The sequence below is a fragment of the Chryseolinea lacunae genome, from assembly GCF_016735595.1.
Lineage (GTDB): Bacteria > Bacteroidota > Bacteroidia > Cytophagales > Cyclobacteriaceae > Chryseolinea > Chryseolinea lacunae.
Genome location: NZ_JAERRB010000003.1, coordinates 686,530 through 712,211 on the forward strand (window position 1 = coordinate 686,530; position 25,682 = coordinate 712,211).

Annotated in this window: 25 protein-coding genes; 11 read left to right on the forward strand and 14 right to left on the reverse strand. The window is 51.3% G+C overall.

All coding sequences use genetic code 11. The features are described from left to right. Both JI741_RS12175 and JI741_RS33050 read left to right on the forward strand, forming a co-directional pair. Positions 1-681, forward strand: coding sequence for a response regulator transcription factor (locus tag JI741_RS12175; RefSeq protein ID WP_202009678.1), 681 nt, complete (start codon positions 1-3; stop codon positions 679-681). Positions 682-738: 57 nt separating this feature from the next. Next, positions 739-1,335 carry an acyl carrier protein gene (locus JI741_RS33050; RefSeq protein WP_202009680.1) on the forward strand — a complete coding sequence of 199 codons (597 nt, stop codon included), beginning with the start codon at positions 739-741 and terminating at the stop codon, positions 1,333-1,335. Between the two features lie 7 nt (positions 1,336-1,342). Here JI741_RS33050 and JI741_RS12185 read toward each other — a convergent pair whose 3' ends face one another. From JI741_RS12185 to JI741_RS12195, 3 genes are all read right to left on the reverse strand, one after another. Continuing rightward, positions 1,343-1,642 (reverse strand): hypothetical protein, encoded by a 300-nt coding sequence (locus JI741_RS12185; RefSeq protein ID WP_202009682.1) that lies wholly within the window; start codon positions 1,640-1,642, stop codon positions 1,343-1,345. A gap of 306 nt (positions 1,643-1,948) precedes the next feature. Continuing rightward, a complete protein-coding gene (locus tag JI741_RS12190) occupies positions 1,949-3,016 on the reverse strand; it encodes a DNA polymerase beta superfamily protein (RefSeq protein ID WP_202009684.1) in 1,068 nt (355 codons plus the stop codon). Continuing rightward, the gene (locus JI741_RS12195) at positions 3,013-3,759 is read right to left on the reverse strand and encodes a nucleotidyltransferase domain-containing protein (RefSeq protein ID WP_202009686.1); all 747 of its coding nucleotides are present in this window, start codon (positions 3,757-3,759) and stop codon (positions 3,013-3,015) included. The genes JI741_RS12190 and JI741_RS12195 overlap by 4 nt, the downstream gene beginning before the upstream one ends. A gap of 170 nt (positions 3,760-3,929) precedes the next feature. Here JI741_RS12195 and trxA point away from each other — a divergent pair, with 170 nt between their 5' ends. Further along, positions 3,930-4,232, forward strand: a complete 303-nt coding sequence (trxA, locus tag JI741_RS12200; RefSeq protein WP_202009688.1) for a thioredoxin — start codon at positions 3,930-3,932, stop codon at positions 4,230-4,232. 23 nt (positions 4,233-4,255) lie between these two features. On the opposite strand, the gene nhaA is transcribed toward trxA, so the two are convergent. Next, the gene (gene nhaA, locus JI741_RS12205) at positions 4,256-5,419 is read right to left on the reverse strand and encodes a Na+/H+ antiporter NhaA (protein WP_202009690.1); all 1,164 of its coding nucleotides are present in this window, start codon (positions 5,417-5,419) and stop codon (positions 4,256-4,258) included. 332 nt (positions 5,420-5,751) lie between these two features. On the opposite strand from nhaA, the gene JI741_RS12210 reads away from it, so the two are divergent. The 5 genes from JI741_RS12210 (at position 5,752) to JI741_RS12230 (ending at position 9,214) form a co-directional block, all read left to right on the forward strand. Then, positions 5,752-6,621: a sensor histidine kinase gene (locus JI741_RS12210; RefSeq protein WP_202009692.1), complete on the forward strand. Its 870-nt coding sequence runs from the start codon at positions 5,752-5,754 to the stop codon at positions 6,619-6,621. A gap of 3 nt (positions 6,622-6,624) precedes the next feature. Next, a complete protein-coding gene (locus JI741_RS12215) occupies positions 6,625-7,377 on the forward strand; it encodes a LytR/AlgR family response regulator transcription factor (RefSeq protein ID WP_202009694.1) in 753 nt (250 codons plus the stop codon). Between the two features lie 142 nt (positions 7,378-7,519). Further along, positions 7,520-7,783 carry a hypothetical protein gene (locus JI741_RS12220; RefSeq protein WP_202009696.1) on the forward strand — a complete coding sequence of 88 codons (264 nt, stop codon included), beginning with the start codon at positions 7,520-7,522 and terminating at the stop codon, positions 7,781-7,783. 72 nt (positions 7,784-7,855) lie between these two features. Then, positions 7,856-8,542 (forward strand): hypothetical protein, encoded by a 687-nt coding sequence (locus JI741_RS12225; RefSeq protein ID WP_202009698.1) that lies wholly within the window; start codon positions 7,856-7,858, stop codon positions 8,540-8,542. A 9-nt stretch (positions 8,543-8,551) separates the two neighbouring features. Continuing rightward, complete coding sequence (locus JI741_RS12230; protein WP_202009700.1) at positions 8,552-9,214, forward strand: hypothetical protein; 663 nt, start codon at positions 8,552-8,554, stop codon at positions 9,212-9,214. A 5-nt stretch (positions 9,215-9,219) separates the two neighbouring features. Here the strand turns inward: JI741_RS12230 and JI741_RS12235 are convergent, their stop codons facing one another. Continuing rightward, positions 9,220-9,978, reverse strand: coding sequence for a rhomboid family intramembrane serine protease (locus JI741_RS12235; protein ID WP_202009702.1), 759 nt, complete (start codon positions 9,976-9,978; stop codon positions 9,220-9,222). A gap of 307 nt (positions 9,979-10,285) precedes the next feature. On the opposite strand from JI741_RS12235, the gene JI741_RS12240 reads away from it, so the two are divergent. The 3 genes from JI741_RS12240 (at position 10,286) to JI741_RS12250 (ending at position 13,808) form a co-directional block, all read left to right on the forward strand. Further along, complete coding sequence (locus tag JI741_RS12240) at positions 10,286-11,497, forward strand: patatin-like phospholipase family protein (protein ID WP_202009704.1); 1,212 nt, start codon at positions 10,286-10,288, stop codon at positions 11,495-11,497. 125 nt (positions 11,498-11,622) lie between these two features. Beyond that, positions 11,623-12,351, forward strand: a complete 729-nt coding sequence (locus tag JI741_RS12245; RefSeq protein WP_202009706.1) for an ATP-binding cassette domain-containing protein — start codon at positions 11,623-11,625, stop codon at positions 12,349-12,351. 23 nt (positions 12,352-12,374) lie between these two features. Continuing rightward, a complete protein-coding gene (locus tag JI741_RS12250) occupies positions 12,375-13,808 on the forward strand; it encodes a glycine betaine ABC transporter substrate-binding protein (protein ID WP_202009708.1) in 1,434 nt (477 codons plus the stop codon). Between the two features lie 82 nt (positions 13,809-13,890). On the opposite strand, the gene JI741_RS12255 is transcribed toward JI741_RS12250, so the two are convergent. The 9 genes from JI741_RS12255 to JI741_RS12295 form a co-directional block, all read right to left on the reverse strand. Next, entirely contained in the window at positions 13,891-14,178 is a 288-nt protein-coding gene (locus tag JI741_RS12255; RefSeq protein ID WP_236676013.1) for a UBP-type zinc finger domain-containing protein, read from the reverse strand. 27 nt (positions 14,179-14,205) lie between these two features. Continuing rightward, positions 14,206-15,867, reverse strand: a complete 1,662-nt coding sequence (locus JI741_RS12260; protein ID WP_202009710.1) for a response regulator — start codon at positions 15,865-15,867, stop codon at positions 14,206-14,208. A gap of 42 nt (positions 15,868-15,909) precedes the next feature. Further along, positions 15,910-17,310 (reverse strand): ATP-binding protein, encoded by a 1,401-nt coding sequence (locus JI741_RS12265; protein WP_202009713.1) that lies wholly within the window; start codon positions 17,308-17,310, stop codon positions 15,910-15,912. A gap of 285 nt (positions 17,311-17,595) precedes the next feature. Then, positions 17,596-20,511, reverse strand: coding sequence for an FAD-binding and (Fe-S)-binding domain-containing protein (locus JI741_RS12270; RefSeq protein WP_202009715.1), 2,916 nt, complete (start codon positions 20,509-20,511; stop codon positions 17,596-17,598). A 138-nt stretch (positions 20,512-20,649) separates the two neighbouring features. Continuing rightward, entirely contained in the window at positions 20,650-22,242 is a 1,593-nt protein-coding gene (locus JI741_RS12275) for a class I SAM-dependent methyltransferase (protein WP_202009717.1), read from the reverse strand. Between the two features lies 1 nt (position 22,243). Beyond that, on the reverse strand, positions 22,244-23,212 hold the full coding sequence (locus JI741_RS12280; RefSeq protein WP_202009719.1) for an ADP-ribosylglycohydrolase family protein: 969 nt from the start codon (positions 23,210-23,212) through the stop codon (positions 22,244-22,246). A 16-nt stretch (positions 23,213-23,228) separates the two neighbouring features. Next, the gene (locus JI741_RS12285; protein ID WP_202009721.1) at positions 23,229-24,161 is read right to left on the reverse strand and encodes a diacylglycerol kinase catalytic domain-containing protein; all 933 of its coding nucleotides are present in this window, start codon (positions 24,159-24,161) and stop codon (positions 23,229-23,231) included. A 33-nt stretch (positions 24,162-24,194) separates the two neighbouring features. After that, the gene (locus tag JI741_RS12290; protein ID WP_202009723.1) at positions 24,195-25,217 is read right to left on the reverse strand and encodes an SPFH domain-containing protein; all 1,023 of its coding nucleotides are present in this window, start codon (positions 25,215-25,217) and stop codon (positions 24,195-24,197) included. Between the two features lie 29 nt (positions 25,218-25,246). Further along, positions 25,247-25,681, reverse strand: coding sequence for a hypothetical protein (locus tag JI741_RS12295; protein ID WP_202009725.1), 435 nt, complete (start codon positions 25,679-25,681; stop codon positions 25,247-25,249). Position 25,682 lies beyond the last annotated feature (1 nt).

Sequence of the window (25,682 nt, forward strand, 5' to 3'; positions counted from 1 at the left end):
ATGCCTTCCCCCGCACCCACGAAACTTGGGCTTGTAGACGATCACAAACTATTTCGCAAAGGACTCATCAGCCTCATCGAAATGGTGAACAAGGACTACACCATCCTGTTTGAGGCCGACAACGGTCTTGACCTTCAAGCAAAAATAGACAAGAACAATCCGCCCGACATCATTCTCATGGACGTGAACATGCCCGGCATGGATGGCTTTGCCAGCGTGCAATGGCTGCGCACGCATTTTGCCGACGTGAAAGTTTTGGTGGTGAGCATGATCGAGCAGGAAGAAACCATCGTGCGCATGCTCAAGCTGGGCGTGAAAGGTTATCTCTGCAAAGACGTTGAGCCCAAAGACCTGGGCGACGCACTGCTGGCCGTGGCCAACAAAGGATTTTATTACACTGACTTCATCACCGGAAAGCTGGTGCACTCGCTGCAAAACGACGACGCTGCCAAAGCAAAAAATCTTCAGCCCGACACCATGAACGATCGCGAAAAAGAATTCATCCAGTTGGCCTGCAGCGAAATGACCTACAATGAAATCGCCGCCAAAATGTTTCTCAGTCCAAAAACCATCGACGGCTATCGCAACGCCCTGTTCGAAAAACTGAGCGTGAAGAGTCGCGTTGGGTTGGTGATGTACGCCATACGCAACGGCATTGTGAATGTGGATTGGAATCGGTGAGATTCTTGGATGAATACTATTGAGATGTTTCTTTGCATAAAAATCTGATAATCGCAGATGGGACTTGATACCGTTGAATTGCTGATGACCATGGAAAAGCATTTCTCCATTGCCATTCCCGATCGGGAGGCATCAGGGATTAACACTGTGCAGGATTTTGCCGATTGTGTTTGCGCCAAAATTACGCTGAGTCCTGGCTCGGACGACAAAAGGGAGGTGATATACCATCGACTCACAGAGGTGCTTCAAAGCCAACTTGGTATCGAGCCAGACGTGATACATCGCGAGGCAAAGATAAAAGAGGTGTTGATGGATCGTGACGTTAAATCGTGTTGGAAAAATCTGGAAGCAGGCCTGGAATTGAAACTTCCGTCACTCACATCATTAGACTTAGATGCAACCGGACCACGACAACGTAAATTTTTCGGAATCAAACTTGATCCCCCGATCAAAGCCGTCACAGAAGGTTCGCTGCGTGAACTGATCAGCTGGATCATGGCGTTAAATCACCGGCAGCTTCTTGATCCACGGACGCTGGGCAGCAAAGCCGAAGTTGAAAACATTGTACTTGGCATCGTTAGCGAATCGTGTGGCATACCGGTGTCGGAAATCGAAATGCGTCATAGCATCACGAGCGACCTTGGCATGGATTGATCCGCGTTCAATTCCAACACAAAAAATAAGCATCCAACAAGCCTACCGGAATGGCGCGGCACAATACGGGAACAACAACGCCCAAATGTTTTGTGCCCTTGAGCGCTGCATAAAGAATGAGAATCACACCGATCAGAATGGAGATGCCCCCGATGAAGAACATTTTCAAATAGCTATTGTGACTGGGTTGCAACGACATGATGAAAAGCCCGATCAACGAAATGGCCGTGCTGAACCAAAGCACTTTTGGAACGATGCTCTTCGACAGCAAGTCGGTAAAGTTCCAACGCCCCGTCTTCCGAGCCACGAATCTCAATGGGTTTGTAGCTTGACAAATAATAGACGATGGCCAACGCGATGAGTGAGATGGAAACAACGATGAGGGCGCCAATTTTCAAATAGATCAGCACAAGCCCGACGGCCAATCCCGCCAGAAAAATCTTTTCGAGCAGACTCAGGTACGGTGCGATTTTTTGAATGGGATGTGGTTTGGGAGTTGACATGGGTTGGAGATTGGGTTGACCTAAACGGTCTTTTATGACACTTGACACATGGTGATTTCTAAATATAGAAATGGAATGTTGATTCGCAAAGCCTGACGGGTTGAGTCCACTTAGCTCGCGTAGAATTTCTCACGAATTTCCACCAGCAATTCGTCTATCGTTTCGACGTTGGGGGTTTCGGGAAGATCTGAAACATCGAACAGGGCGTTCACCGTCGCTATTTTTTCTTCGGCTTGCTGCAACAGGTCTTCATACAAAAACTCCCCGGCACGAATGCGTAACAGGAAGTCGCGCTCGGGCCGATGAACGTTCACGGTTTTGAAACGGGCAATTTCTTCGGCCATGTTTAGCAGCCGGAAAACATGCATCATGTTTTTGGCGTCATAGTTTTTGCCATGGTTCATGGTGTTTTCAAAACGCTCCTCGTTTCGAACGGCCACCCATTCCCAATACTGTCGAAATTCTTTGCAATAAATGGAATAGCCATCGCGATTAAAATGAAGAACCCCAAGCGGCGAAAGTCCTTGCGGCACCGACGACAACGAAACTTCATTGGCGATTTCAGATACCTGAATTCCTTTGAATACCGTGCCCTGAACCTGTGTGTTGTGAAAAACCAGGTAAACATCGCGCATGTGATCTACCCGCACCAACCCACAATGCTCCTGCTGGAAGCCATTCGCTTCCAGCCACGCCGGCAGGGTGATGGCTGCCTGGCCGCTAATGACGCGACAGAAATCGAGAATGGTTTTTCGTTTGGGTTCCTGTGGCTTCATAATTTTTTTGTTGAGGCCGCGTGCTTTTTTTATCTGCGTCAGCGCATATGCCCCAAAGGTGTCTTTGCAAAGCCTCGACAGAAAAATTTCGGGCCGAATGGAATCCATCAGGGGATGTTTGTACAGAATGTATCCGGATGGCGTGCCCAGCAGCTCCAGCAAGTTGGGGTTGTTTCGCAGCAGCAGTTCCATGAATTTTTTGAACTCATAAAACATTACATCGTTGGTTTCGCTGTTAAGCTGGTCGGTGTAGGTCAGTCCGAAAAATTTTTTCTGGGGAAGCACAAACACGCCTTTGATGTCGGTGTCGGAATGCGGCAGCGCGAGGCCATAAGCCCGGCTGCCGCTAACACATTTCAGCAAAAGATGCTGGTTGTTGTCCTGTAAATCTATCCACGTCATATGGCAAATTCTTTAAAGATAACATTCAGAGCGTCGTTGTCAATCCGGCCGGAAGCTTCGGGCACCATCGCTTCACAGGCAGCAAGCTCGCGGGCAATGAGGGCATGAAGCGACTCTACTTTCTCCATAGTAAACGTTTCGTCTACAGTTGATTTTTTCAGAATCATGGCCTGAGCGATTTCTTTGATGGCGTCGCCCAGCTGCAGGCTCAGGGCGTCGAAAGCCATGGGTGGCATGGTGCCGCGTTCGGCAATCCATTTGCTGGCCAGCAGGGTGCGAAGCGCGTAGAGGTATTTTTTCAGACGCACGGTCTCACCCTGAATGTCGTTGTTGAAAATTCCACGGGTCATGCTCAGGTAGTGATGCATGCCTGCGCGTGGCGAAAAATACTGTGGAAGAACAACGTTCATCCGGTCGACAAAATTTGCATCGGCCGCGTAAACAATAGGCGATTGCAGCCATTCGAAAATTGTGGCGTTCGACTTCTTTAGCAGACGGAGCGTCTTGCGCAGTTCCCAGCCGCCAATGTCGAGGGTGGCGTCGATGGGAAATTGCATGACATCACTTGGCTCATCAACAGAGAGGTATCGGTCTTTGGCATAGACATAAATAAAGCGCACGTCATAGTCACTGTCGGGCGAAGGAAAACCCCAGGCGCGACTGCCCGATTCGCAGGCATACAGTATTTTTATGGCGTTGTCTTTTGCCAGGGCATCCAGTTTCTTGAGAATAGTCGCTTTCATTTGTTTCATACTTTTGGGTGCTCAAAAATATGAGGCCACTGCGCAGTCTTTTTGCGCATCTGGATTTTCTTTTCCAGTCCACCATTTTTATCCAACTCCGAACCACCGGCGGGTTCTCTTTGTTTCATCAACAACTATATTGCAGTCTCACAACTGAACGGATAAAGGATATGGCAAAAGGAAGCTTTTCAGATTTGATAGCAGGTGAAAAACCCACCATGGTCGACTTCTCGGCCGAATGGTGTGGCCCCTGCAAAATGATGGCGCCCATATTGGACGAACTGAAATCCAAAATAGGCGACACGGCCCGCATCATTAAAATTGACATCGACAAAAATCCCCAGGCTGCCGCGGCCTATGGTGTTCAGAGTGTGCCCACGCTTATTCTCTTCAAGAAGGGCAGCCCCGTGTGGCGCCAGTCGGGCGTGGTGCCCACAGAATATCTGAAACGGGTCATTGACCAGCACGCATAGTCCAACCTACTTCTAGCGCAAGGTCATTCTCCGGCCAGGGTTTTGGGCAATGAAGCCTTGAGCCAGAAAAATCCCAGCGTACCGGCCACGATAGAGGAGAGCATGATGGCGATTTTTGAATCGTCTATGAAGCCGCCGGTTTCAAACGCCAGCAAGGTGATGAAGATGGACATGGTGAACCCGATGCCACCCAACATGCCCGCACCAAAAATCTGTTTCCATTGCAAGTCGCCCGGCAAGTGCGAAAGTTTTAGCTGCACGGCCGCGTAGGCAAACAGGAAAATTCCGATCGGTTTGCCCGCCACAAGTCCGAACATAATCCCCAGGCTATTGGCAGAAACAAGATTGTCGACCCACGTTGGCTGAATAATCACACACGTGTTGGCCAACGCAAACAGCGGCACAATAACAAACGCCACAGGACGGTGAAGAAAGTGCTGAAGAATGTAGGACGTCGATTTTTCGTCGCCGTTGCCAAACGGAATGGCGAAGGCCAGAAGCACGCCCGAAATGGTGGCGTGAATGCCCGAGTGCAGCATGAAGTACCACATCACCACCCCGCCTGCGAGATAGGGAATGAGGTTGCGCACTTTTATGCGATTAAAAATCAGCAACACACCAAACACCGAGAGCGCAATCAGCAGGTTGGTCCATTGCAACGAGTCCGTATAGAAAAGGGCGATCACCAGAATGGCACCCAGGTCGTCGATGACGGCAAGCGCTGTGAGAAAAATCTTGAGCGACACGGGCACGCGGTTGCCCAAGAGCGACAGGGCCGCCAGCGCAAACGCGATGTCGGTTGCCATGGGAATGCCCGCCCCGTCTTGCGACGGCAACCCGCGGTTGAAAACAAAATGGATGCCTGCCGGCACCAACATCCCGCCCAGGGCGGCGATGAGCGGGAGCATGGCCTGTTTCACATGCGACAGCTCGCCGATGTAGACCTCGCGTTCCAACTCCAGCCCTACCAGTAAGAAGAAGATGGTCATGAGGCCGTCGTTGATCCAATACTCCACCGTGTTTGTGCCGAGGGGATGTTCCCAGAGGTGAAGATACCCTTCGCCCCACGCGGAGTTGACCACCACCAGCGAGAACAGCGTGCATCCCATAAGGATGATGCCACTGGCTTTTTCGCTGTGAAAAAAATCGTTGAACAGTTTTGTGAAGTATCGCTCGCGTCTTGCCATGGGTCTTGTGTAAAAATAACATTTCCCCGCAGCATTTTGTGAAACGGGTTGAATCATGGCGGCGATCCGCGGCCACCAGGTGTATCGAACGTTTGTGTGGCAGCGGTCTATAAAAAAGAACACCCCATAGTTGGGTATGCCCGACCTAATCCAAAAATTTAATACCGGAGGGAATGCTTTTTTCGCAGGGGAATATATATCTTCATAAGCCCATCCAACTACCTGAGACGCAGGTATATTCCAGAAGTAAGGTTAGTCAGTCGTGCGCATCCTGAACCGGCACGCCTGTTTGATTTTTTTGGTTTTTTATTTGGAGTAAATGAACGACGACTATGGATGGAGATTTCCGTCTGCTCTTTTGGAATGTATTTCTTGATGTGCTCTCCCCTTCCGGCAACAACAGTTCGCTGGAAACGCAGGACCGCCAGATCAGGGCTACCGTATTGTTGGCATTGGTTCCCGTGGTAGTCGCGTTTTCATTCATCATTTTCATTTTCTATCGCAAAAAACGCGAAGCCTTTTTCAAGCAAACCGAAGCCGAATTGAAACTGAGCATCGCCGAGGTGGAGATCAAAGCCCTTCGCGCGCAAATCACGCCCCACTTTATTTTCAACTGCCTCAACTCCATTCACCATTTCATGCACCGGAACGACATTGCGCTGGCCGGAGAATACCTCGTGAAGTTTTCACAACTCATCCGGCACGTATTGGAAACGTCTTCCTCGAAAATGATTCCCCTCGACGACGAGCTCACGGCACTGCGGCTCTACATCCAGCTGGAGCAACTGCGGCTCAACAACTCCTTCGAGTTCACCATCGTGACCGACCCAATCCTGCAAAGCGACGACGTGCAGGTTCCGTCCATGCTCATTCAACCCTTTGTGGAAAACGCCATCTGGCATGGGCTTAACAACCGCGGTGCCGGGGGCAAAATGCTCATTTCGCTAACACCCGTGCACAACATGATAAAGTGCGTGATCGAAGACAACGGCCACAGCAGTTCACACGAAGGCGCAGCCGAAAGCTTTGATCTTTCACACACCATAAAAAAAACATCGCTGGGCATGACGCTCATTCACGACCGGCTGGCCATGGTGAACACACTCTATCGTGTGAACGCCGGGTTTGTGATGGAAGATATTCTGGAACACGGCGAGCCGAGTGGCAAGCGCGTGGAGTTGCTCATCCCTTTTGAAGCATAAGCTATGGCCTACGAAGTTTTGATACTGGAAGACGAACCGCATCAGGAAGAATTTCTTAAAGGCATGCTTTCGCAGTTTGCCCCCGAATTCACGGTGGTGGCCACGGCCGGCTCCATCGACGAAGGACGCCGCCTGCTGGAGCGCCACCAACCCGACCTGGTGTTTATGGACGTGCTAATGCCGCCACACACGTCGTTTGATTTGCTGTACACACTCACACACATTCCCTTCGAGGTGATCTTCACCACGTCCTACGAAGAATTTGCCGTGAAAGCCTTCCGGCTCTCGGCTGTAGACTATCTGGTGAAGCCCTTTGCACGCCAAGATTTGTTGGAGGCGCTGCACAAATTCAAACAGCGCCGCCTTTCGCGCGAAGCCTCGCTGAACCTGCAGGCCCTGCTGGAAAACGCCCGCGCTCCCCGGGCCGACCAGGCTAAGATTGCACTGCCCACCCTCACGGGATTTATTTTTGTGAGCGTGAAAGACATTATCCGCTGCGAGTCCGACAACACCTACACAACCTTTCACACCACGGAGAACCGAAAGATTGTGGTCTCAAAAACCCTGAAGGAATGCGAGAAGCTGTTGACGGACTATCATTTTTTCCGCGTCCACAATTGCCACCTCATCAACGTGGCGCACATTGCGGAGTATGTGAAGGGCGAAGGCGGCATCCTCATCATGTCCGATCACTCCACCATCGACGTGTCGCGCCGGCGCAAGGACGAGTTTTTGAAACTGCTGAAAAAAGTCTGATCGCCGGCGGCGCGTAGTGCTTTTGCCATTTTCTTTCTCCTGCCCACCACAGTCAAAGCCGAAAGCGCCGTGCACTATTTCCTGCTGTTGCCGGGTTGGGTTGACGACTATCTTTCGTCCATACCCGTTAAGAAAATCATTCATGACGCCATTTATTGCTTCAACGTTTGTGAGCGGCGGCTCGCTGTGGCTCTATATTGATAACAACGTTGTGTTGAAGAATAGCAACAATGCTACCGTGGAACTGGAGGAAGAAGGTGAGTACATCGTGCACTGGTTGGTGATGGGCTCACCGGGCAGTTCGTATTCAATCACCATCTCCTCCCCGCGGGAGGCACAATTTCAACTGACCCGTGTGTTGGGAATGGCCGGGAAAGATTTCGGCGGGTTTCGTTACAAAAGCTGACCGCTCTGCTCAAAATGAAAAATATACCAGCAACACCCTAAACTCAACTTCCAACCCAGTCCTTAACTTTTCATGAGCGCATTTCGTGTAGACTTCAATGAGGTGAACCGCATGGTTCTCGGATTCCTCACACAACAACCTTTGTTCGACCTGGCCACGACCGAATCTATTGGTGGTACCCTGGCACTCGGCACCTTTATTGACCCAGCAAAAAACAAGGCATGGTTTTGCCGCGGCGGCCAACCGCTGGGCTTGCCCGCATTTTTTTTGGCCTTTGAGTGGGGCGACTACAGCCCGAGCCATGTCCCGGCCGCACCACAACAATCCACACTGGTGCGTTCCACCGCCACCTTCACCTACAGTGGCGAACCCACCGCCGCCGCCGTGCGGCAATGGCTCTCAACGCAAACCATCGCCCTCACCGAAGACGCAAGCATCGACAAAAAAACGGTCGAAGGCCTGCTCAACAAATTGCCCAACGATCCTGCGGGCAAGCCTTACAATAAATACGCCTGCAGCTATTTTGAAAGCAAGCTCGACAACGACCTGCATGCATTCATCAACCAGAACGACATACAAGGTGTGCGCTACTATTTTGGATACGACGACTCCAACCCGCACTATGTCACCACCAATCGCATTCGTGTAATTCTCGTTGCTGTTGACCGGCAAGGTGCTAATATTGTACCTTCATCAACACGGCCGGCCGACTCGGTCTGGATGCTGCAACGCTCCTGGCCGCCACCGCCGGTGCAATAAACCAAAGGCTTGTTTTTCGAACGCATTCCACTACAGGAAATTTCGACGTTGTCGATCCTCGTCCCCTTGGTGATGAGTTTGCCGGTGCTTCGCACGGGTGCGCTATCGCTCCGCCTTTTCTTTTTGTTTTTGCTGACTGGTCTGGCCACCGATGGTTTGGGATGGTGGGTGGCCTATCACCACGACCACTGGCTCTATTTGCAATATGCATTCACCCTCTATTCGTGTCTGGAGAGTTTGTTCTTTCTCTGGTTCATTGGCCACCATGCCAAAGCAAAAACGCTACGCCGACTGGCACGCGCGCTGTTTGTGGCGACGGTGATTTGGTTTCTTTATGTGTTTTTGATTGAAGGCGCCGGCTCGGGCGAAACGTCGCACAGTTATTTTGACCCGGTCTATCTGCTCACCGTGTCATTCCTGGCCGGCTTCGCGTTGTTACAACTTGTGGAAACGGAAGCGTTCATCACGCCCTTGCCGGTGTTTTGGTTGCAGACGGGAATTTTTTTCTACGGCTTCAGCACGTTTTTCATTTTCATGGTGAAGCTGATCGTGGGCCCGGAGCTGGCAGGCAAAATCTGGTTTCTGCACAACCTCATCAACATCACCACCTATGGCCTCTACACCGTAGGGTTTTGGAAAGCGTATGTGGCACGTCAGGCCGAACAGCCCTAGCAGAATTATTCCAATATTGTTACGTTGCTTTTTTCGCGGGGTCCTCGCCAGTACCACATCAGCAAGAAGCCGATGATGGCACCACCGATGTGAGCGAAGTGTGCAATGCCACCACCAAAAATGGAAACCCCCGTCACACCCGAAAACAAATCCATGCCGATGAGAATGGGAATGAAATATTTTGCTGCGATGGGCACAGGAAAAAATATGAGCGCCAGTTTGGCGTTGGGGTAGGTCATGCCGAAAGCCACAAGCACGCCATAGATGGCGCCCGAAGCACCAACGGCAGGTATGGCAAAAAGGTGATAGAACGTTTCCATTTTTTCCTTAGACACATCCGAAAACGCAGAAGGTATATATTTCCCGGTTTTCAATAATGTCTGAAGGTCATCGGCAGAAATTCCTGCCGCCACCAATTCATTGTAGAGGGCGTTGAACTGAAAGTAGTTGATGAGAAGATAAATGACGCCCGCACCAATGCCCGACAAAAAATAGAAAAGCACAAATCGCTTGCCTCCCCACTGTGCGAGCAGCGGTGAGCCAAAGGCCCACAAGGCATACATGTTGAAAACGATGTGCATGAGGCCGCCGTGCATGAACATGTTGGTGACCAGCTGCCAGTATCGAAAATGTTCATTCTTCGGAAAATATAACGCCAGCGTCTCAAACATCGGATCTTCCCAACCCGGCACCTGGAAGGTGACGAGGGCAAGAACCACATTGATGGCAATGATGACTTTAATGACGTCGATAGTTTTTCCCATGGCTGCACGTGGCTTTTTTTGACGGCCAAAAGATACCACATTTGGTCGACTATCCCTTGATGCCGGGATCTGCCAGAGCATCACCAGACCCGATTTCGTGCCACGCAGGTTTTGTTTCCATCACGTTTGGGGTACCCGCCGATTTTCAGAAGAACGTGTCTCACTGTAAACTTCCGACGATGTTCATTGCATTCCGCCAAACACTTTCTACCTTCGGTTTGACGAGCCCATCGTTTCTGTGCGCCCCTCAGGGTTTGCAGGGAGATGGGCTTTTCGATTACAGGTTCAAAAAAAACACCCCACTCGTATGACAGAAGCAGAAAAAAAATCAGCGCGTCAGAAGCTGAACATCAAGGAAGGCAACCGCGTCATCCTTAGCCTCGACGGCGGTGGCATGAGAGGAATTTTCACACTCCAGTTGCTAAAGAAACTGGAAGAACTTGCCGGTGGCCCCATTCACCAATGGTGCGATATGGTGGCGGGCACATCTACCGGCGCCATCATTGCCGGGTTGATTGCGTCCGGAAAAACGGCCGTGCAAATCGAAGAGCTCTATGTGCAACTGGTGTCGCGTGTTTTCACAAAGCGCGGCCTGCTGGCAAACCGGTTCTACAATCCACCCGCGTTCGATAAAAAGAACTACCGGCGATTGCTCAAGGAGATTGTGGGCAACAAAACGTTGGCGCAGCTGAACACCGAAACAGGGCTCGACATGTTGTTCACTTCCAAAGATCTTGCGGCGGGCGAAGAAACATTTTTTACCTGCTTCAACAACAACGGTCAACGCGGCACCTATCGCGATGCGCTGCTGCGTGGCGTGCTGGAAGCCACCATGTCGGCACCCACTTACTTCTCACCGTTCGAAAGGTTTGTCGATGGTGGCACCACCACATTCAATAATCCCTCTGGCGCGGCCGTGCTCGAAGCGCTGTATTATGACGGCAAAGAAAAGTATAAGACAGACCAGACCACGGTGTTCAGCTTTGGCACGGCTAGCCTCTATCGCTTCATCGATCCAAAAGAATCGGGCGAGCCCAAAGGACTGGATGCGTTGTTCTGGTTGAACTATGTGATGAACGAGTCATCGAAAGACGCCAGCGAGATGCAAGTGGATATGTTGAGAAGTCACCTCATCAAGGATCTTGACTTCAGGCGTTTTCAGCTTTCGCTGGATGAAGAAGCGATCAAACGCCTTCCCGACAAAAACATCGGCCACGTGCCCGACGTAGAGGCCGACACCCTGCATCAATTGAAAAACGACGACCTGAAAAACATCGACATGGCCGACGTGTCGAAATTCTCGTTGATGAAAACCATTGGCGAGGCGGTATCGGAATATATTTGCCCACCCAGCGAAGCAGCGTTGCCCGAAGCGCAACGCCAGGGCAACTGGTTCAGAGGCGACTTGCTTGCCAAGTCCTCGAAACGTGGAGCGCTTGTTACCGCCCGAGGCGATATCGATGGCATCAAGGCACGTTTGTCGAGTGCAGAGTGGATCGATTCACAACCAACGGACTAAAAAATTTGTGAACAGAAGGAATAGGGTCCCACAAAATAATTCCTGGATTGATTCGGGCCCCGGTGCGAAAAGAGTGCACCGGGCCCGATTTTTTTTCTTTAACTTGACCTGCATTATTTCCCTGAATGGCCCCTTTGGTTTTAGAAGGCATATCGCACACCTACGCGCAGCAACCCGCACTGCACAATGTGACCGTGGCCTTTCCCGGCAACAAGGTGACGGCCGTGTTGGGAAAAAGCGGCAGCGGAAAATCAACACTGCTGCAAGTGCTCAACGGCATGATCCGCCCGGCGCAGGGCAAGGTTTTTTTTCTGAACCTACCTTTTGACTACGCAGCCGCCGACGCACTGCGTCTTCGGATGGGATATGTTATTCAGGGCGTGGGCTTGTTCCCCCACCTCACCGTTGAACGCAACATTCTGTTGGGCACGCGTCTTCAGAATTTGAGCGCACAGCAACCGGAAGCCCGAATGGATTCGCTCATGACAAAAATGAACCTGCCGCTCGCGTACAAACAAAAGTATCCTTTCGAACTTTCGGGTGGCGAGCAACAGCGCGTGGGCATTTGCCGCGCCCTGCTCCACAACCCACCCGTGTTGCTGATGGACGAACCGCTGGGCGCGCTCGACGCCATTACGCGCGAAGACATTCAGCACGAAATTCTTCAACTGCAAAAAACCGAACAGCGCACCATCATCATCATCACACACAGCCCCCAGGAAGCCGCGGCCCTTGCCGATTATATTCTTGTGCTGGACGAAGGGCGTGTGTTGCAATTCGACACAAAAGAAAATGTGTTGCAACGGCCCGTCAACACGTTGGTGCAACGTCTCACGTCAACCCAAGCCAGCTGAAAAAGATCATTGTCATATTGCTCGTGTTGGTTTCTGCTTTTGCACAGGCGCAGAACGTGACCGTGGGCGCCAAGCATTTTACCGAAGGTTACATTCTTAGCGAAATCATGGCGCAACTGCTGGAGGCAAATGGTTTCACCGTCGATCGGAAATATAACCTCGGAGGCACCATGGTGTGCTACAAAGCATTGGAGCGTGGTGAGATTGATGTGTATCCGGAATACACCGGTACACTCTCGTTTGAAATTTTGGCCGCCGCAAAAAATCTTTCGGTCAACGACATCAATGCACAACTGAAGACACAAAAACTGGCAATCGCCCAACCCTATGGTTTCAGCAACACCTATGCGCTGGTGGTTCCGGACAAGTGGTCGCGCGAAAAGGGCGTTAGGAACATTTCCGATCTGCAATCTCACCCCGAAGCAAAGATTGGTCTTAGCTATGAATTTCTGAAAAGACAGGACGGTTGGGAAAATCTGGCCAAGGCCTACACCCTGTTGCAAACACCGGTTGGCCTTGAACACGGCCTGGCATACTCGGCCCTTGTTGAAAACAAAATCGAAGTGACCGACGCCTACTCCACCGACGGCGAAATTGTGAAGCATCACCTCGTTGTGCTCAACGACGATCAGAAATTTTTTCCGGACTACCTCGCCACATCGTTCTTTCGCGAGGACCTTGATCCGAAAGCACAAAAAGTTTTGGAAGCCCTAACAGAAACCATTACGCCTTCAGAAATGCAGGCCATGAATGCCGCGGTGTTGTTTGAGAAAAAGAATTTTCAACAAGTGGCCGCAGGTTTTCTGAAGGATAAAAAATTGGTGAACGATGCAGCGGCCGAGAACACATCAATCGTTCCGGACTTGCTGGTGAAAACGGGCGTGCATTTGCGGCTCACATTCATTTCGCTTTTGCTGGCAATGTTGGTGGCCATTCCGTTGGGCATTGTGTTGTATTGGAACCCTGTGCCGGCGCGCTATGTGTTGTATGCCGTAGGGTTGTTGCAAACCATTCCGTCCATTGCCTTGCTGGCGATATTCATTCCGCTCACGGGCATCGGCGAGGTGCCCGCGGTTGCTGCGTTGTTCCTCTATGCGTTGTTGCCGATGGTCAGAAATACTTACACCGGCTTGCAAGGCATCGACCCCGTGCTGAAGAAAGTGGCTGTGGGCATGGGCATGAACAAAACCCAACGCATGAAAATGTTGGAGTTGCCTTTGGCGATGCCGTTCATTTTGTCGGGCATCCGCACGGCCGCCGTCATCAGCGTGGGCACAGCAACGCTCGCGGCATTTATTGGAGCAGGAGGATTGGGCGAATATATTGTGACCGGTCTTGCACTTAACAACACATCACTCATCTTGCGCGGCGCCATTCCGGCGGCTGTGCTGGCCATCGCCATTGAAATGCTGTTTGAAGTAATTGAACAGATCGCGAAGCCAAAATACTTAAAATGATTTCAAACGCTTTCGCGGATCGGCACATCGAGCATTGAAAACTGCGCATTTGAAAATCAACGATTCATGGAATTTCCGGCGTTCAATACTCAACCATTTCCTCGTCCTCATAGCACCATGCCCAGCGTTCGCCGGGCTCGGCCGAGATGGTCACGGGGTGACCGGCATCTTTGGCATGCCGCGATGCATGACGGTTTGGCGAAGAGTCGCAGCACAATGTGGCGCCACACGTTTGACAGGTGCGCAAGTGCAGCCATCGGCCACCAGCCTTCACACACTCTTCGCATTCGTGTTTTTGAGGCTTCTTGATTTCTTTCCAGTTTTCGAGGTGAACACACAGTTGAGGTTCATCCATTTCCGACTTGCTCATGGGCTATAGTTTTGGTGTGTTTCGATTCTAATTTTCGGCCAGGTATTCGTGCACAAACTTTATGGCCATAGCCCCTTCGCCTACTGCCGACGCCACACGGTTCATGGCACCCGAGCGCACATCGCCGGCGGCAAACACACCGGGGCAACAGGTCTCGAGAAGATAGGGCTCGCGGTTCAGCTTCCACGTTTTTTTGAACGACTCGTACTTCAACAATTCACGGCCCGTTTCCAAAAATCCTTTGTCGTCTTTAATGATGTTGAGCTTGATCCAATCGGTGACAGGTTTTGCGCCAATAAAAATGAACAACGCACCCGCTTCAACCTTGCTCACATTTCCGGTCTCTATATTTTTGAGGTCGATGGCGTCGAGATTTCCTTCACCATACGTTCGGCTCACCACAGTGTCGGAGATGATTTTGATGTTTGGCGTGGCCTTGATCTGATCGATGAGATATTGCGACATGGTGGACGACAAATCTTTTTTACGAATCACGATGAACACGTTGCACGCATAGTGCGCAAGGTACATCGCGCCTTGACCTGCCGAGTTTCCACCGCCCACAACATACACATCTTTGTCGCGACAGGCATGGGCTTCGGTGGTGGCGGCGCCATAATATACTCCAGCACCTGTGAATCGCTCCACGTCCACCGCATCCAGTTGCCGATAGTCAACGCCGGTGGTGATGATGATGCTCCGCGAGTTCATGGTGGTGCCGTCGTGAAGCGTGATAATTTTGTAATCGTCTTTGATGGCAATGTCGACTACTTCGGTTGGCGACAAAAATTCTACACCAAAGCGTGTGACCTGCGAGATGGCTCGACGCGAAAGTTCGGAACCGCTGAGGCCGTTGGGAAAGCCTAGATAGTTTTCGATGCGCGAGCTGGTGCCAGCTTGTCCGCCCGGAGCGCGCTTTTCCACAAGTGCCGTGTTCAACCCTTCGCTGCCCCCATACACCGACGCGGCAAGGCCAGACGGACCCGCACCAATAATCGTGACATCATACATGGTCTTCGAAGCCTTGGAGCGCATACCGGTTTTTTCGCCCACTTCGCGAATGTCGGGGTTCACCAGAAAGGAACCGTCTTCAAAAAAAACGGCGGGCAGATTTTTCACGTCAATGGCGTTGACCTGCACAAGATCTTTCGCCGTTTCGTTCGATTCCACATCCAACCATTGATAGGGAATGAGATTGCCGCTGAGAAAGTCTTTCACCTCGTGCGACCGTGGCGACCATTGATACCCCACGATGCGGATGCCTTGAAAAGTAGGAACATGCCGACTCTGCCATTCTTCGAGCTGATCGTTGAGGATGGGAAACAGTTTTTCTTCGGGCGGGTCCCACGGCTTCATCAAATAGTAGTCGAGCTGCACATCGTTGATGGCACGGATGGCGGCTTCGGTGTCGGAGTAGGCCGTGAGCAATATGCGACGGGCATCGGGAAATAGTTCTTTTGCTTTCTTAAGGAAGTCAACACCCAGCATTTCGGGCATGCGCTGGTCGGAAAGAAAGAGCGCGATGGTTTCATTCTTGTTTTTCAAATCAACAAGCGATTCCAGTGCTTCGTTGGCAGAGGCGGTGCTCATGAGTCGATAATCTTTTCCATACACACCACGCAAGTCGCGCACCACCGCGCGCAAAACTTGCAGATCGTCGTCGACTACAAACAGTATTGGTTTTTTCATGGGCTCTACTAAAAATACTTTGGGTATATGCGTTACTATATTTTATCCAATCGGGAAGCAAACTTCAAACGAAGTGCGCCCCGGTTCTGATTTCAATTTCACATCGCCTTTGTGACGGTGAATAATTTGCCGCACCATTTCCAGTCCCAGGCCGGTTCCTTTGCCAATGGCCTTGGTGGTGTAGAAGGCGTCGAATATTTTGTCCTGAATTTCTTTTGGAACACCGGGTCCGTTGTCGGTGATGGTGACCACAATAAATTCGCGATCGACCTCCGTTTGAATTTCGATCTTGCCATCTTCTTGTCCTTCGAGGGCATCCAGCGCATTGTCGATGATGTTCATCCACACTTGGTTCATGGAGCTCACGTATATTTTTGCTTTCGGCAACACGTCGGCAAATTTGCAAACCAGTTGCACGCGGTTTTTTTTGAACTTGTGGTTCAACACCATCACGGTGCTTTTGATGCCTTCGTGAACATCTGCCGGTTCTTTTTCGGGCGCCTGGTCCATGTGGGTGTAGCTTTTGATGGAGCTCACCAGGTTGTTGATGCGCCGCGAGGCTTCTTCAATTTCGTGAACCAGTCGTTCGGTGGTGAGCACCTGGTGAAGCCAGTTGATCACGGCGTTCTTGTCTTCGGGTCGCAGAATAGTTCCCAGTTTTTCGAAATCATCGAGCGTAAAGCCAAAGTCCGAAAACGTTTCGGTCATCAAATACGCGTCTTCAATGCCGTTGTCCTCAAGCCAGGCCAGTAGCGCGTCTTCTTTCTCGGTCTTGCTCGACAGACTCAGCAACGCCTGGGGTGAATTTATTTTTGCGACCACGAGGTCATTCACCGTGTCCACAATCTCGTCGGTTGCCTTTATTTTGATGACGCCCTTAAAATGCTTGGGCAGGTTCGACAAATGTTTTTTTAATTCCTGTGCGCCGCGCACCACAGCGGCCGAGGGATTGTTGAGTTCGTGTGCCAGACCCGCGGAGAGTTTTCCCAGCGCCACCATTTTGTCGTTTTGTTGTTGCACACGCGTGAACTCGCGCACGCGGTCGGTCATGGCATGCACCAGCACTTCGGTCAGCCCATAGTGGTCACGCACCAATTCCTGAAAATGACGCGAGTGAAGTTGAAACGAAACGGTCACGCCCCGCGCAATGCCATGGCCCGCGGCACCCTTCATGCGACTATAGGGCAGACGGCCGGTCATCTCATAGGGCTCCATCACATCGTAGAATTGAAGACTGCCGTTTTGTTCCAGATAGAAGTCGACTGCACCTTTAAACAAAATGCGCAGTTCCTCCATGGGATCTCCCGCCTTGAAAATTTTTGTGCCGTCGGCATATTCTTCGGTTGCTCCCCGCTCAGCCAACCACATCAAATCTCCCGGAGGCAGGTTCTTAAACTCCGGTACCATTTTTAATTGACTGAAAATCTCCTCTTTCGTTAGCATAGACCTGAAGACGTTTGGGAACAGACGGAAAATAATGAAGAGCCCAATTTAGCTAAGTATTTCAAGATTATAGCACGCAAACGGTTAACTGCATTCGCGCCCGTTTCAGTAACCGTGTTTTATACATCAACTAAAATAAATGAACCATTTACGCGGGCCGATAGCGATTGCAGTAAACAACGCGCTTTTGAATACCGCAGGATTTGTCGGAAAAAAGTCATACTGTGAAGCCGCCGCCGCCTTTTGTCTTAAGGTGGGCGGCGTCATGAATGGAGGAGTCTTCGGCTATTGCTTCAAAGCATTCCAAAGAATCTCTACCGGATGCAATGCCTTCCGGCCGGTGCCATCTTTGATCTGGTGCCGGCAGCTTGTGCCGGGCGCGGTGATGACCACCGTTTCGGGTTGCTTGCGTACCGTGGGGAAAAGCACCAGCTCGCCGATCTGCATCGAGAGATCATAGTGCTCTTTTTCGTAGCCAAACGAACCCGCCATGCCACAGCATCCCGCAGCAATGAGGTGCACTTCGTTTTTGCCCAGCGCCGTAAGAATTTTTTTCACGGGCGTCATCGACGACAATGCTTTCTGTTGACAGTGGCCATGCATCTTGATGAGCAACCGTTGTTCTTTGAAAGCGTTTGGATCGATTCGACCGGCGTCCAGTTCTTTTGCTAAAAATTCTTCGATCATGTAGGTGTGCGCCGCGATCTTATAGGCTGATGCTTTCTCATCGCCGCGAAGCAAGTCGGGATACTCATCTTTAAATGTGAGTATGGCCGAAGGTTCCACGCCGATGAGGGGCGTTTCGTCGGTGATCACGTCTTTGAACAAAGCCACGTTCTTGCGGGCAAGATCACGTGCCTGTTCCAGCAATCCCTTCGACAGGAAACTGCGACCGGAATCGTGATGGGCGAGAAAACGAATTTCATAACCCAGCTTGTCGAGCAACTTCACCGTGGTGATGCCGATTTCGGCTTCGTTATAGTTGAGCAACTCGTCAATGAAAAGATAAACAGTTTTCACGGGTGTGGTCACCGTGGGCTTGAATTTGGTGGTGAACCATTTGCGCCAGCTCACGGCCGAGAGGTGCGGCATGCTTCGGCCATGTGCAAAACCGATAACCGATTTCGCGAGGTTGCCCACCGCCTTAGAACCAAACACCATGCGATAGCCCCACGGCATCAGCGACGCCAGCTTCATGCCCATGGAAAAATTTCCGATCAATCGCGTACGGAACGGAACGCCTTTCTCTTTATAATATTGATACTGCCACTCCTGCTTCAGCTTGCCCATATCCACATTCGACGGGCACTCCGACTTGCAGCCCTTGCAACTGAGGCAGAGGTCCATCACGTCTTTGATTTCGTCTTGTGCAAACGGGTTCACTTTGTCGGTGCGCGTAATCATCTCGCGCAAAATGTTTGCGCGCGCACGTGTGGTGTCTTTCTCTTTGCGCGTGGCCATGTAGCTGGGGCACATGGTGCCGCCGCTCAGTTCGGTCTTGCGGCAATCGCCCGAGCCGTTGCATTGTTCGGCCGTGCGCAAAATGCCGAGTGTGGAAGAGAAATCGAGAATGGTATCGAACTCTTTGGTGACCTGGCCTCCTTCATAGCGAAGAAATGTATCCATGGGAGGCGTGTCCACAATCTTGCCCGGATTAAAAATCAGTTCCGGGTCCCACGTGCGCTTCAGGTCTTTGATGAGCTTGTAGTTGTGCTCGCCGATCATGAGCGGAATAAATTCGCCGCGCAACCTTCCGTCGCCGTGTTCGCCCGAGAGTGAGCCTTTGTATTTTTTTACCAGCGCGGCAATGTCTTCGGCAATGGTGCGGAACAATTTCACACCTTCCACTTTCTTCAAGTCGATGATGGGGCGCAAGTGCAGTTCGCCGGAGCCAGCGTGAGCATAGTGAACACTGTAGAGTCCGTGCTTCTTCAGGATCTCGCCCACTTCGGCAATGTAGGCGGGAAGATCCTGCACATCCACGGCCGTGTCTTCAATGACGGGAACAGGTTTGTCGTCTCCGGGAATGTTGGACAGCAAGCCGAGACCTGCTTTGCGCAGGTTCCATACTTTCTTGATGTCGTCGCCACTCACAATGGGATAGGAATATCCAAGCCCCTGCTTTTTCAAATCGGCGATCAATGCATGCGCATCGGCATCCACAGCAGCTTCGCTATGACGCGTAATTTCCGCCACCAGAATGGCCTGGGGATCGCCTTCAATAAAGAAGCGGTTCTCGGCCTGGCCACGATTTCGCTTCGTGGCTTCAAACACATAATGGTCCATCAACTCTACTGCCGACGGTTTGTGATTCAAGGCTACCAGGTTTGCGCGCAGCGATTCGTCGATGCTCACGCAGTGAATGCACACCAGTTTTTTGTAGGGCGGATCGAGTGGCGTAAGTTTTATTTTTGCCGTGGTCACAAAAGCAAGCGTGCCTTCAGAACCCGCAATGAGACTGCTGAAGTTGAAGGGTACGCCGTCGCCACGGAAGGGCTGCATGCGGGCCAGCATGTCGATGGCATAGCCCGTGTTGCGCCGCTCGATGGAATGTTTGGGAAATTCTTTTTCTATCTCACGCACGTTGCCTTCGTCAGACAACATGGTTTGAATGTGGTTGTAAAGTTTATTTTCTAACGATGCACCTTGAGTTTTGGCGGCGAAGTCGTTTTTGCTGAGCGGGCCAAACCAGGCTTTGCTGCCGTCAGACAGCAGGGCATTTACTTCCAGCAAGTGCTCGCGTGTGCTGCCAAACACCACGGAGTTTGAGCCACATGAGTTGTTGCCGATCATGCCGCCGATCATGGCGCGGTTGGCCGTGGACGTTTCGGGTGCAAAGAAAAAGCCGTATGACTTCAGGTGTTGATTCAGGTCGTCGCGAACGATGCCGGGTTGCACCAGCGCCCAACCTTCTTCTTTGTTGATCTCGAGAATCTTGTTGAAGTGCTTCGACACGTCCACCACAATGCCGGCGCCCACCACCTGGCCGGCCAGCGATGTGCCGGCGGTGCGGGGAATGATGGAGGTTTTGTTTTCGCGGGCAAAGCGGATCAGCTTCACCAGGTCTTCTTCCGACTTCGGGATGGCTACCGCCAGGGGCATCTCGCGATAGGCCGATGCGTCGGTGGCATATAGTTTCCGGGTCGTTTCATCGGTAAAGAATTCTCCTTCCAGCGCTTGCTTGAGACTATTCAGATTCATGGTGTCAAAACTAATTTATTACACCCGAAGTAGCAACGCACCGCGCAGCGTATAACATCGTCCGACGGAGCGTTAGCCTCTATATCTACACTCATCGTCTATCCCAAACCTTACAGTCATTCGGGTAGACAAATGATCTTATCGTTTCTCGGCCAGCAGCATCATGTTGGTGACCGGATACGGCAACGGTTGTAGTTGCCCGCCGGCTTCAGCAAACAACGTTACTTTGCCTTCGAAGCGGTTTTTCACAATCCAGTCGTTTGTGTAGGCCGCCGATTCGGGCAACACGGCAAAGCCCGCATCTTCCAGGTGTTGTTTCCATTCCGAGAAGCTCCAGAACGTGAAGGTTTCGTGCATCTCGCTTTCCCAGTTGTCGTTGTAATCTTTGCGGCTCATAAACTCGCAGGCGTCGCTCAGTTTGAGCGCGACAAACGATTCGCCATTCTTTTCGTGAAGGGCATACGACAAGGCATAGCCTTCCTTCTTGCGAAAGTCGCGCGCGAAGCGTAGAAACTTTGCATACGTAGACAACCCTTTCAGGTAGGTGGCCAGGCTTTCGCGATCGGCAAACGATTTGTCAAAGTCATCGTTGCGGCCATCGGTTTGGTTCAGGCTCATCCACACGGTTTCGTTTTTGCTTTCGGGGCCCACCACATCGCGGTTCACCCAGATGCCGCCGGGTGCCAGTTCCTGAAAACGGTTTTCAATGAACTGCAGAAGCTCCTGCCGTCCGCCATACGATTCAATTTCGTGGGTTAAGGATGAGGTGTGAATGGTGTTCATCGAACTACGATCGAACACGAGGCCCGTCACGGCATTGCGCTGCGAAAAGAACACGAAGGGATTGGCAAACTCGCCGTTGTGTTTTCGCTGTTGACAAATGTCGAACAGGTGTCGTGCCACTTCAATGCCATAGAAGTCTGACTCGCGAAACCGTTCGTCGCCACAAGCCAGCTTTATCCACGAGCCCACCGCGCAGCCAATGTCGCCGATGCGACCCTTGCGGATGTGTGGAGCCGTGTCCTGATATTTCAACAAGGCAATTTCATCCATCTGCCGCACATAGGTGTTGTAGTCGCGCGTGGTGGTGATGTCGCCGTCGTCGCTAATCATTTTGTCGCGGAACAGCAACTTCACCTTGTCGCCCAGCCGGTATTTTTTCCAGAGGTCGAACGACGACGGGTGCATGTGCTTCTTCACATTCTCGTTTGTTTCCCAACGCCCTTCTCCGGCAATCCACTCCACCACATCCCAGGGCATGGCGCTGGTGTGTTTCCAGGTGGTGCGATCTTCCAACTCGGCGGGCAGGATGCGGAAACCCTGGTGCTCATACAATTCAAGCACGGGTGTCGAACACATCACAACGGTGTTGGCAGGCGTGAGGTCGAACATGCCTTCACTTTCGTGATGAATGCGTTTCAGGGTGTAGCTGCCAAAGCTTTGCAGGTTCCCCACATCGTCCACACCATAGATGAACGTGGGAATGCCCAGCGTTCGGCCAAATTCCTGAATAGCCATCGCCCGGATGTAGAACGGCAGCGGGTTTCGCCGCGTGTTGCTGTGGTTGGCCGATGTCACTGCGAAGATGATGGCCGACAGCTTCCGGTTGTTTCCCAGCGGAAGACCCTGAATGTCGGGTGCCCGACCCAATCCATCGGCGGCCAGGTTTTTAATGTAGTCAAACTGAAAATGCGTGAGCAGTTGATGCCGTCCGGGGAAGAGAAGATACATGCTATGAATTTGGATGTAATATCCTCTTCTTCACGGAATCTGTAAAATTTTTAGAGAGGTTTGTGATGTCCTCTTGCCGCGCCAGCACACGGATCCATTCGGCGGGAATGTTTTCTTCGCCATAATACAGACCGGCAAGCGCGCCCGTAACACAGCCTGTGGTGTCGGTGTCTCCTCCCAGGTTAACCGCTTTGAGAACGGCATCCTTGAAATTGTCGGTGGTCAGAAAACACCAGAGGCTTGCTTCGAGGGTGTGCATAACATAACCTTGCGAACCAATGGAATCTTCTGAAGCGTGAAGAATACGCTTGTCCAGGATGCGACCAAACCGTTGCATCTCTCCCGCGTTGAAGCCTTCGCGCATGCAGTAGGCGTTCACGTCATCGATAGCCTCGTGAAAGGCGACAAATTTTTCCTTGCCTTCAAATAGTGCTGCAACGAAACGCGAATAGATAACACAGCTGAACACAGACCGGAAATGTGCATGGGTGATCGACGACACTTCGTTTATACGCGAGTGCAATGATGCTATGTCGAGGTCGGCAAAATACAGAGCCGCAGGGGCGATGCGCATAAGTGACCCGTTGCCATTGGAATCCTCGTCAACCTCACCCGAAAACCGCGGGTCTTCTCCCCTTTGAATTCGTTCAATGGCCAGACGTGTGGTGCCGCCGATGTCGAACAATTGATGGTGCGCACCCCAATAGCCCTGCTTGAACCACGCCAGAAATTTTTGGCCAACATCGTTCAGCTGATAACCGTCGCATAGTGATTCTGCCAGGCAAAACGAAAGTGAGCTGTCATCCGACCATGTGCCGGGCGGCTGATTCCATACTTTATATCCTATCATGGTAGTTACGGGAAAGGCCAGAAGTTGCGCGCGAGATGAAAACTCAACCGGCACACCCAGTGCATCGCCAACGGCAAGACCTAGAAAACAACTTTTAATTTTATCAAATGCGTATGTCATACCAGTAAGTCAATATTTATTTAATTCCCCGAACAAGACGGGCCTTGTGTTTTGCCAATCCAATCTCCACCGTAGTGCCGGCGTTGAAGGCGAGAAAGTCGGCTTCAACACCGTCGCTGAAAATGATTCCGTTCGAAGGCATGTGCGACTCAATCACAAGTCGCTCCACACCGGCAATAAATCCTCCCGACACAGTAGTTTGTGAATGTTTGCTTTGAAACGGCTCGCGCACCACAAACGCCAGCGTGTCGTCATCCCAATTCATCTTAAAGTTGCCCGAAGCACTCGCCGAATGAAACGTTTTCTGCACGCCATAGGTCATGTTGAAAACCGAACTGAGCCATCCCGTCGATCCCGCACCCGTCGAAACAATGAGCCCGCTGGAGCTTTGATTTTCGGAATGGTCATGATACGATATGCGATAGCGCGCCGAGGTGTGCGACGAGGGCCCGATGAACAGATCGTTGAAGGCCAGCAGATGCTGACCTTCGTTTGTCTTTGCCTCGGCCATGGTCACCTGACTAATTTTCGCCGTGTTGTTGGAGAGTGCGATCAATCCCCTTTCGAAATTCTGAACAGTGTAGGGCAGAAGTATGCCGTCGTTGCGTACGGTGTCGGGATTTACGGCAAGTATGGGAAGCTCTCCCGCATACTTCGCCACGTTGGCCACCAACCCATCCTGCCCCACTACCACAACCACATCTTTGTCGCTGAAGAGAAAATTGGGAAGGAACTTGCGTTCGATCACTTTCATTTTTCCGTAGCGGCCTGCCACCTGTGTCACCTTGCCGAGCGAGCGGTGAAAGACTTCGTGTTCTTCTTCATACGTTTCAAAATCGCCGCCGGCATGTTCGATATAAAACTTAGCCTGTGCTTTGGTGTTGAAGCGTTCAATGAGATGTTCGAGCCGGGTTTGGCTCACCACAACCCGTATATGTTCAAAGTCCATGACTGTTGTTTTTAAAGTGTTGGTAACCGATTTTTATTTTCTCGGTTTTTCATTCTTGATGAGTGAGTCGAGCAGATCGGGCGTAATGTTCAGCGTGCCGATCTTACTTGCGTTCTCTGCCAGTTCGCGGAAAGCAAAGCCGATGTTGTCGCCTGCAGAAATGGCGTCGCCTTTCAAAGCCATCAGCAATTTCCAGTCGAGTTCTTTATAGGGCGTCAATGTTTTTTCAAGCATGTAGCCTTTGGCATCGGCCAGTGTGCGGTCGTTTTCGCTTTGCAGTTGCACGAGCTTCGTCTTTTGTTCTTCCACCGAGAGATCGGCGTCCATTTTCATTTCGCGCAGTGTTCGTGCTTTCTCGGCGTCCACCAGTTTGATGTCCCATTGCTTTTCGTTGATCTGCTTTTGTTTTTCCTGAACGGCAATCTCGGTGTTCAATTCGCTCTCACGAATTTTGCGCTCCTGCTCCACGGCAAAGTTGCGTCGTTCATAGATGGCCTGGTCGGCGTCGCGTTGCAACGACTCGCGTGTTTCGGTTTCCAATGCCTTCGCCATCTCTGGCGTGGGGCGGATGGCCAGCACATCCACACTCAGAATGCCGACTCCGAGAATCTTCACCGCGTTCGAATTTTTGAGGCCGTCTTCAATGCGCTCGCTGATGGCCTTCGCACTGCGCAACGTTTCTTTCAGCGTGAGCCCCTGGATGAACGACGATGTTGACGTCTGCGCTTCGTTGTTGAGGCGTTGGTTGAGCTTTTCAAAATTGCTCTCGTCAATTTTTCGATCGTTGGCCAACGTAAAGTCCAGCAACTCGGCCAATTGTTTCGGATCTTCTATGGCGTAGGTAATCTGTCCTTGAATGGTGATCTTCTGAAAATCCTTGGTGGTTTCGTTGAAGATAAACTGGATGTCTTTGCTGCCCAATGGAACGGCTGTGATCGATGTGGTGGGGCTGTAGTAGAAGAAGGACAAACCTCTGCCTTCACGTTTCACTTGCCCTGAGGCGTACTGGATGACGTAGGTCATCGCGTCGAACTTAATGAAATTAATGCCAAACATAGTTTTATGATTTTAATATTTCGTTTCTATCAGGGTTCTTCTGGTTCGGGATACGCCTTCAGCAAACTACCGATGCGTGCCCAGTCGCTTGCCGGATCAAACCCTGCCTTGTCTTCCAGCAACACGTTGAAATAAAATTTCTCTTTATAATATCCATACGCGCCATTGCTCACTTCCGGGTTCTGGTTCACGTAGTCAAAGTGAATGTCGTGTGCCGCGAAGTGCTTCAGGTATATTTCGATCTCGTGTGGATAAGAGCATGTGTAAAGTATCCGCACAACATCTTTTCGCTTGCTCAGCAGCTGAAGCACCGGAATGGCGTCCGGATAAAACTCTGTCGACACTTCGGTGGCTGAGAAGTTTGGTTTCAGGATGGTGCCGTGTATGTCGATGGCCCAATACGTCTTGTCCCATTTTTTGGCCCAGGCTGTCCGGATACTGTTTTCGATGGCTGTTGTAATCATG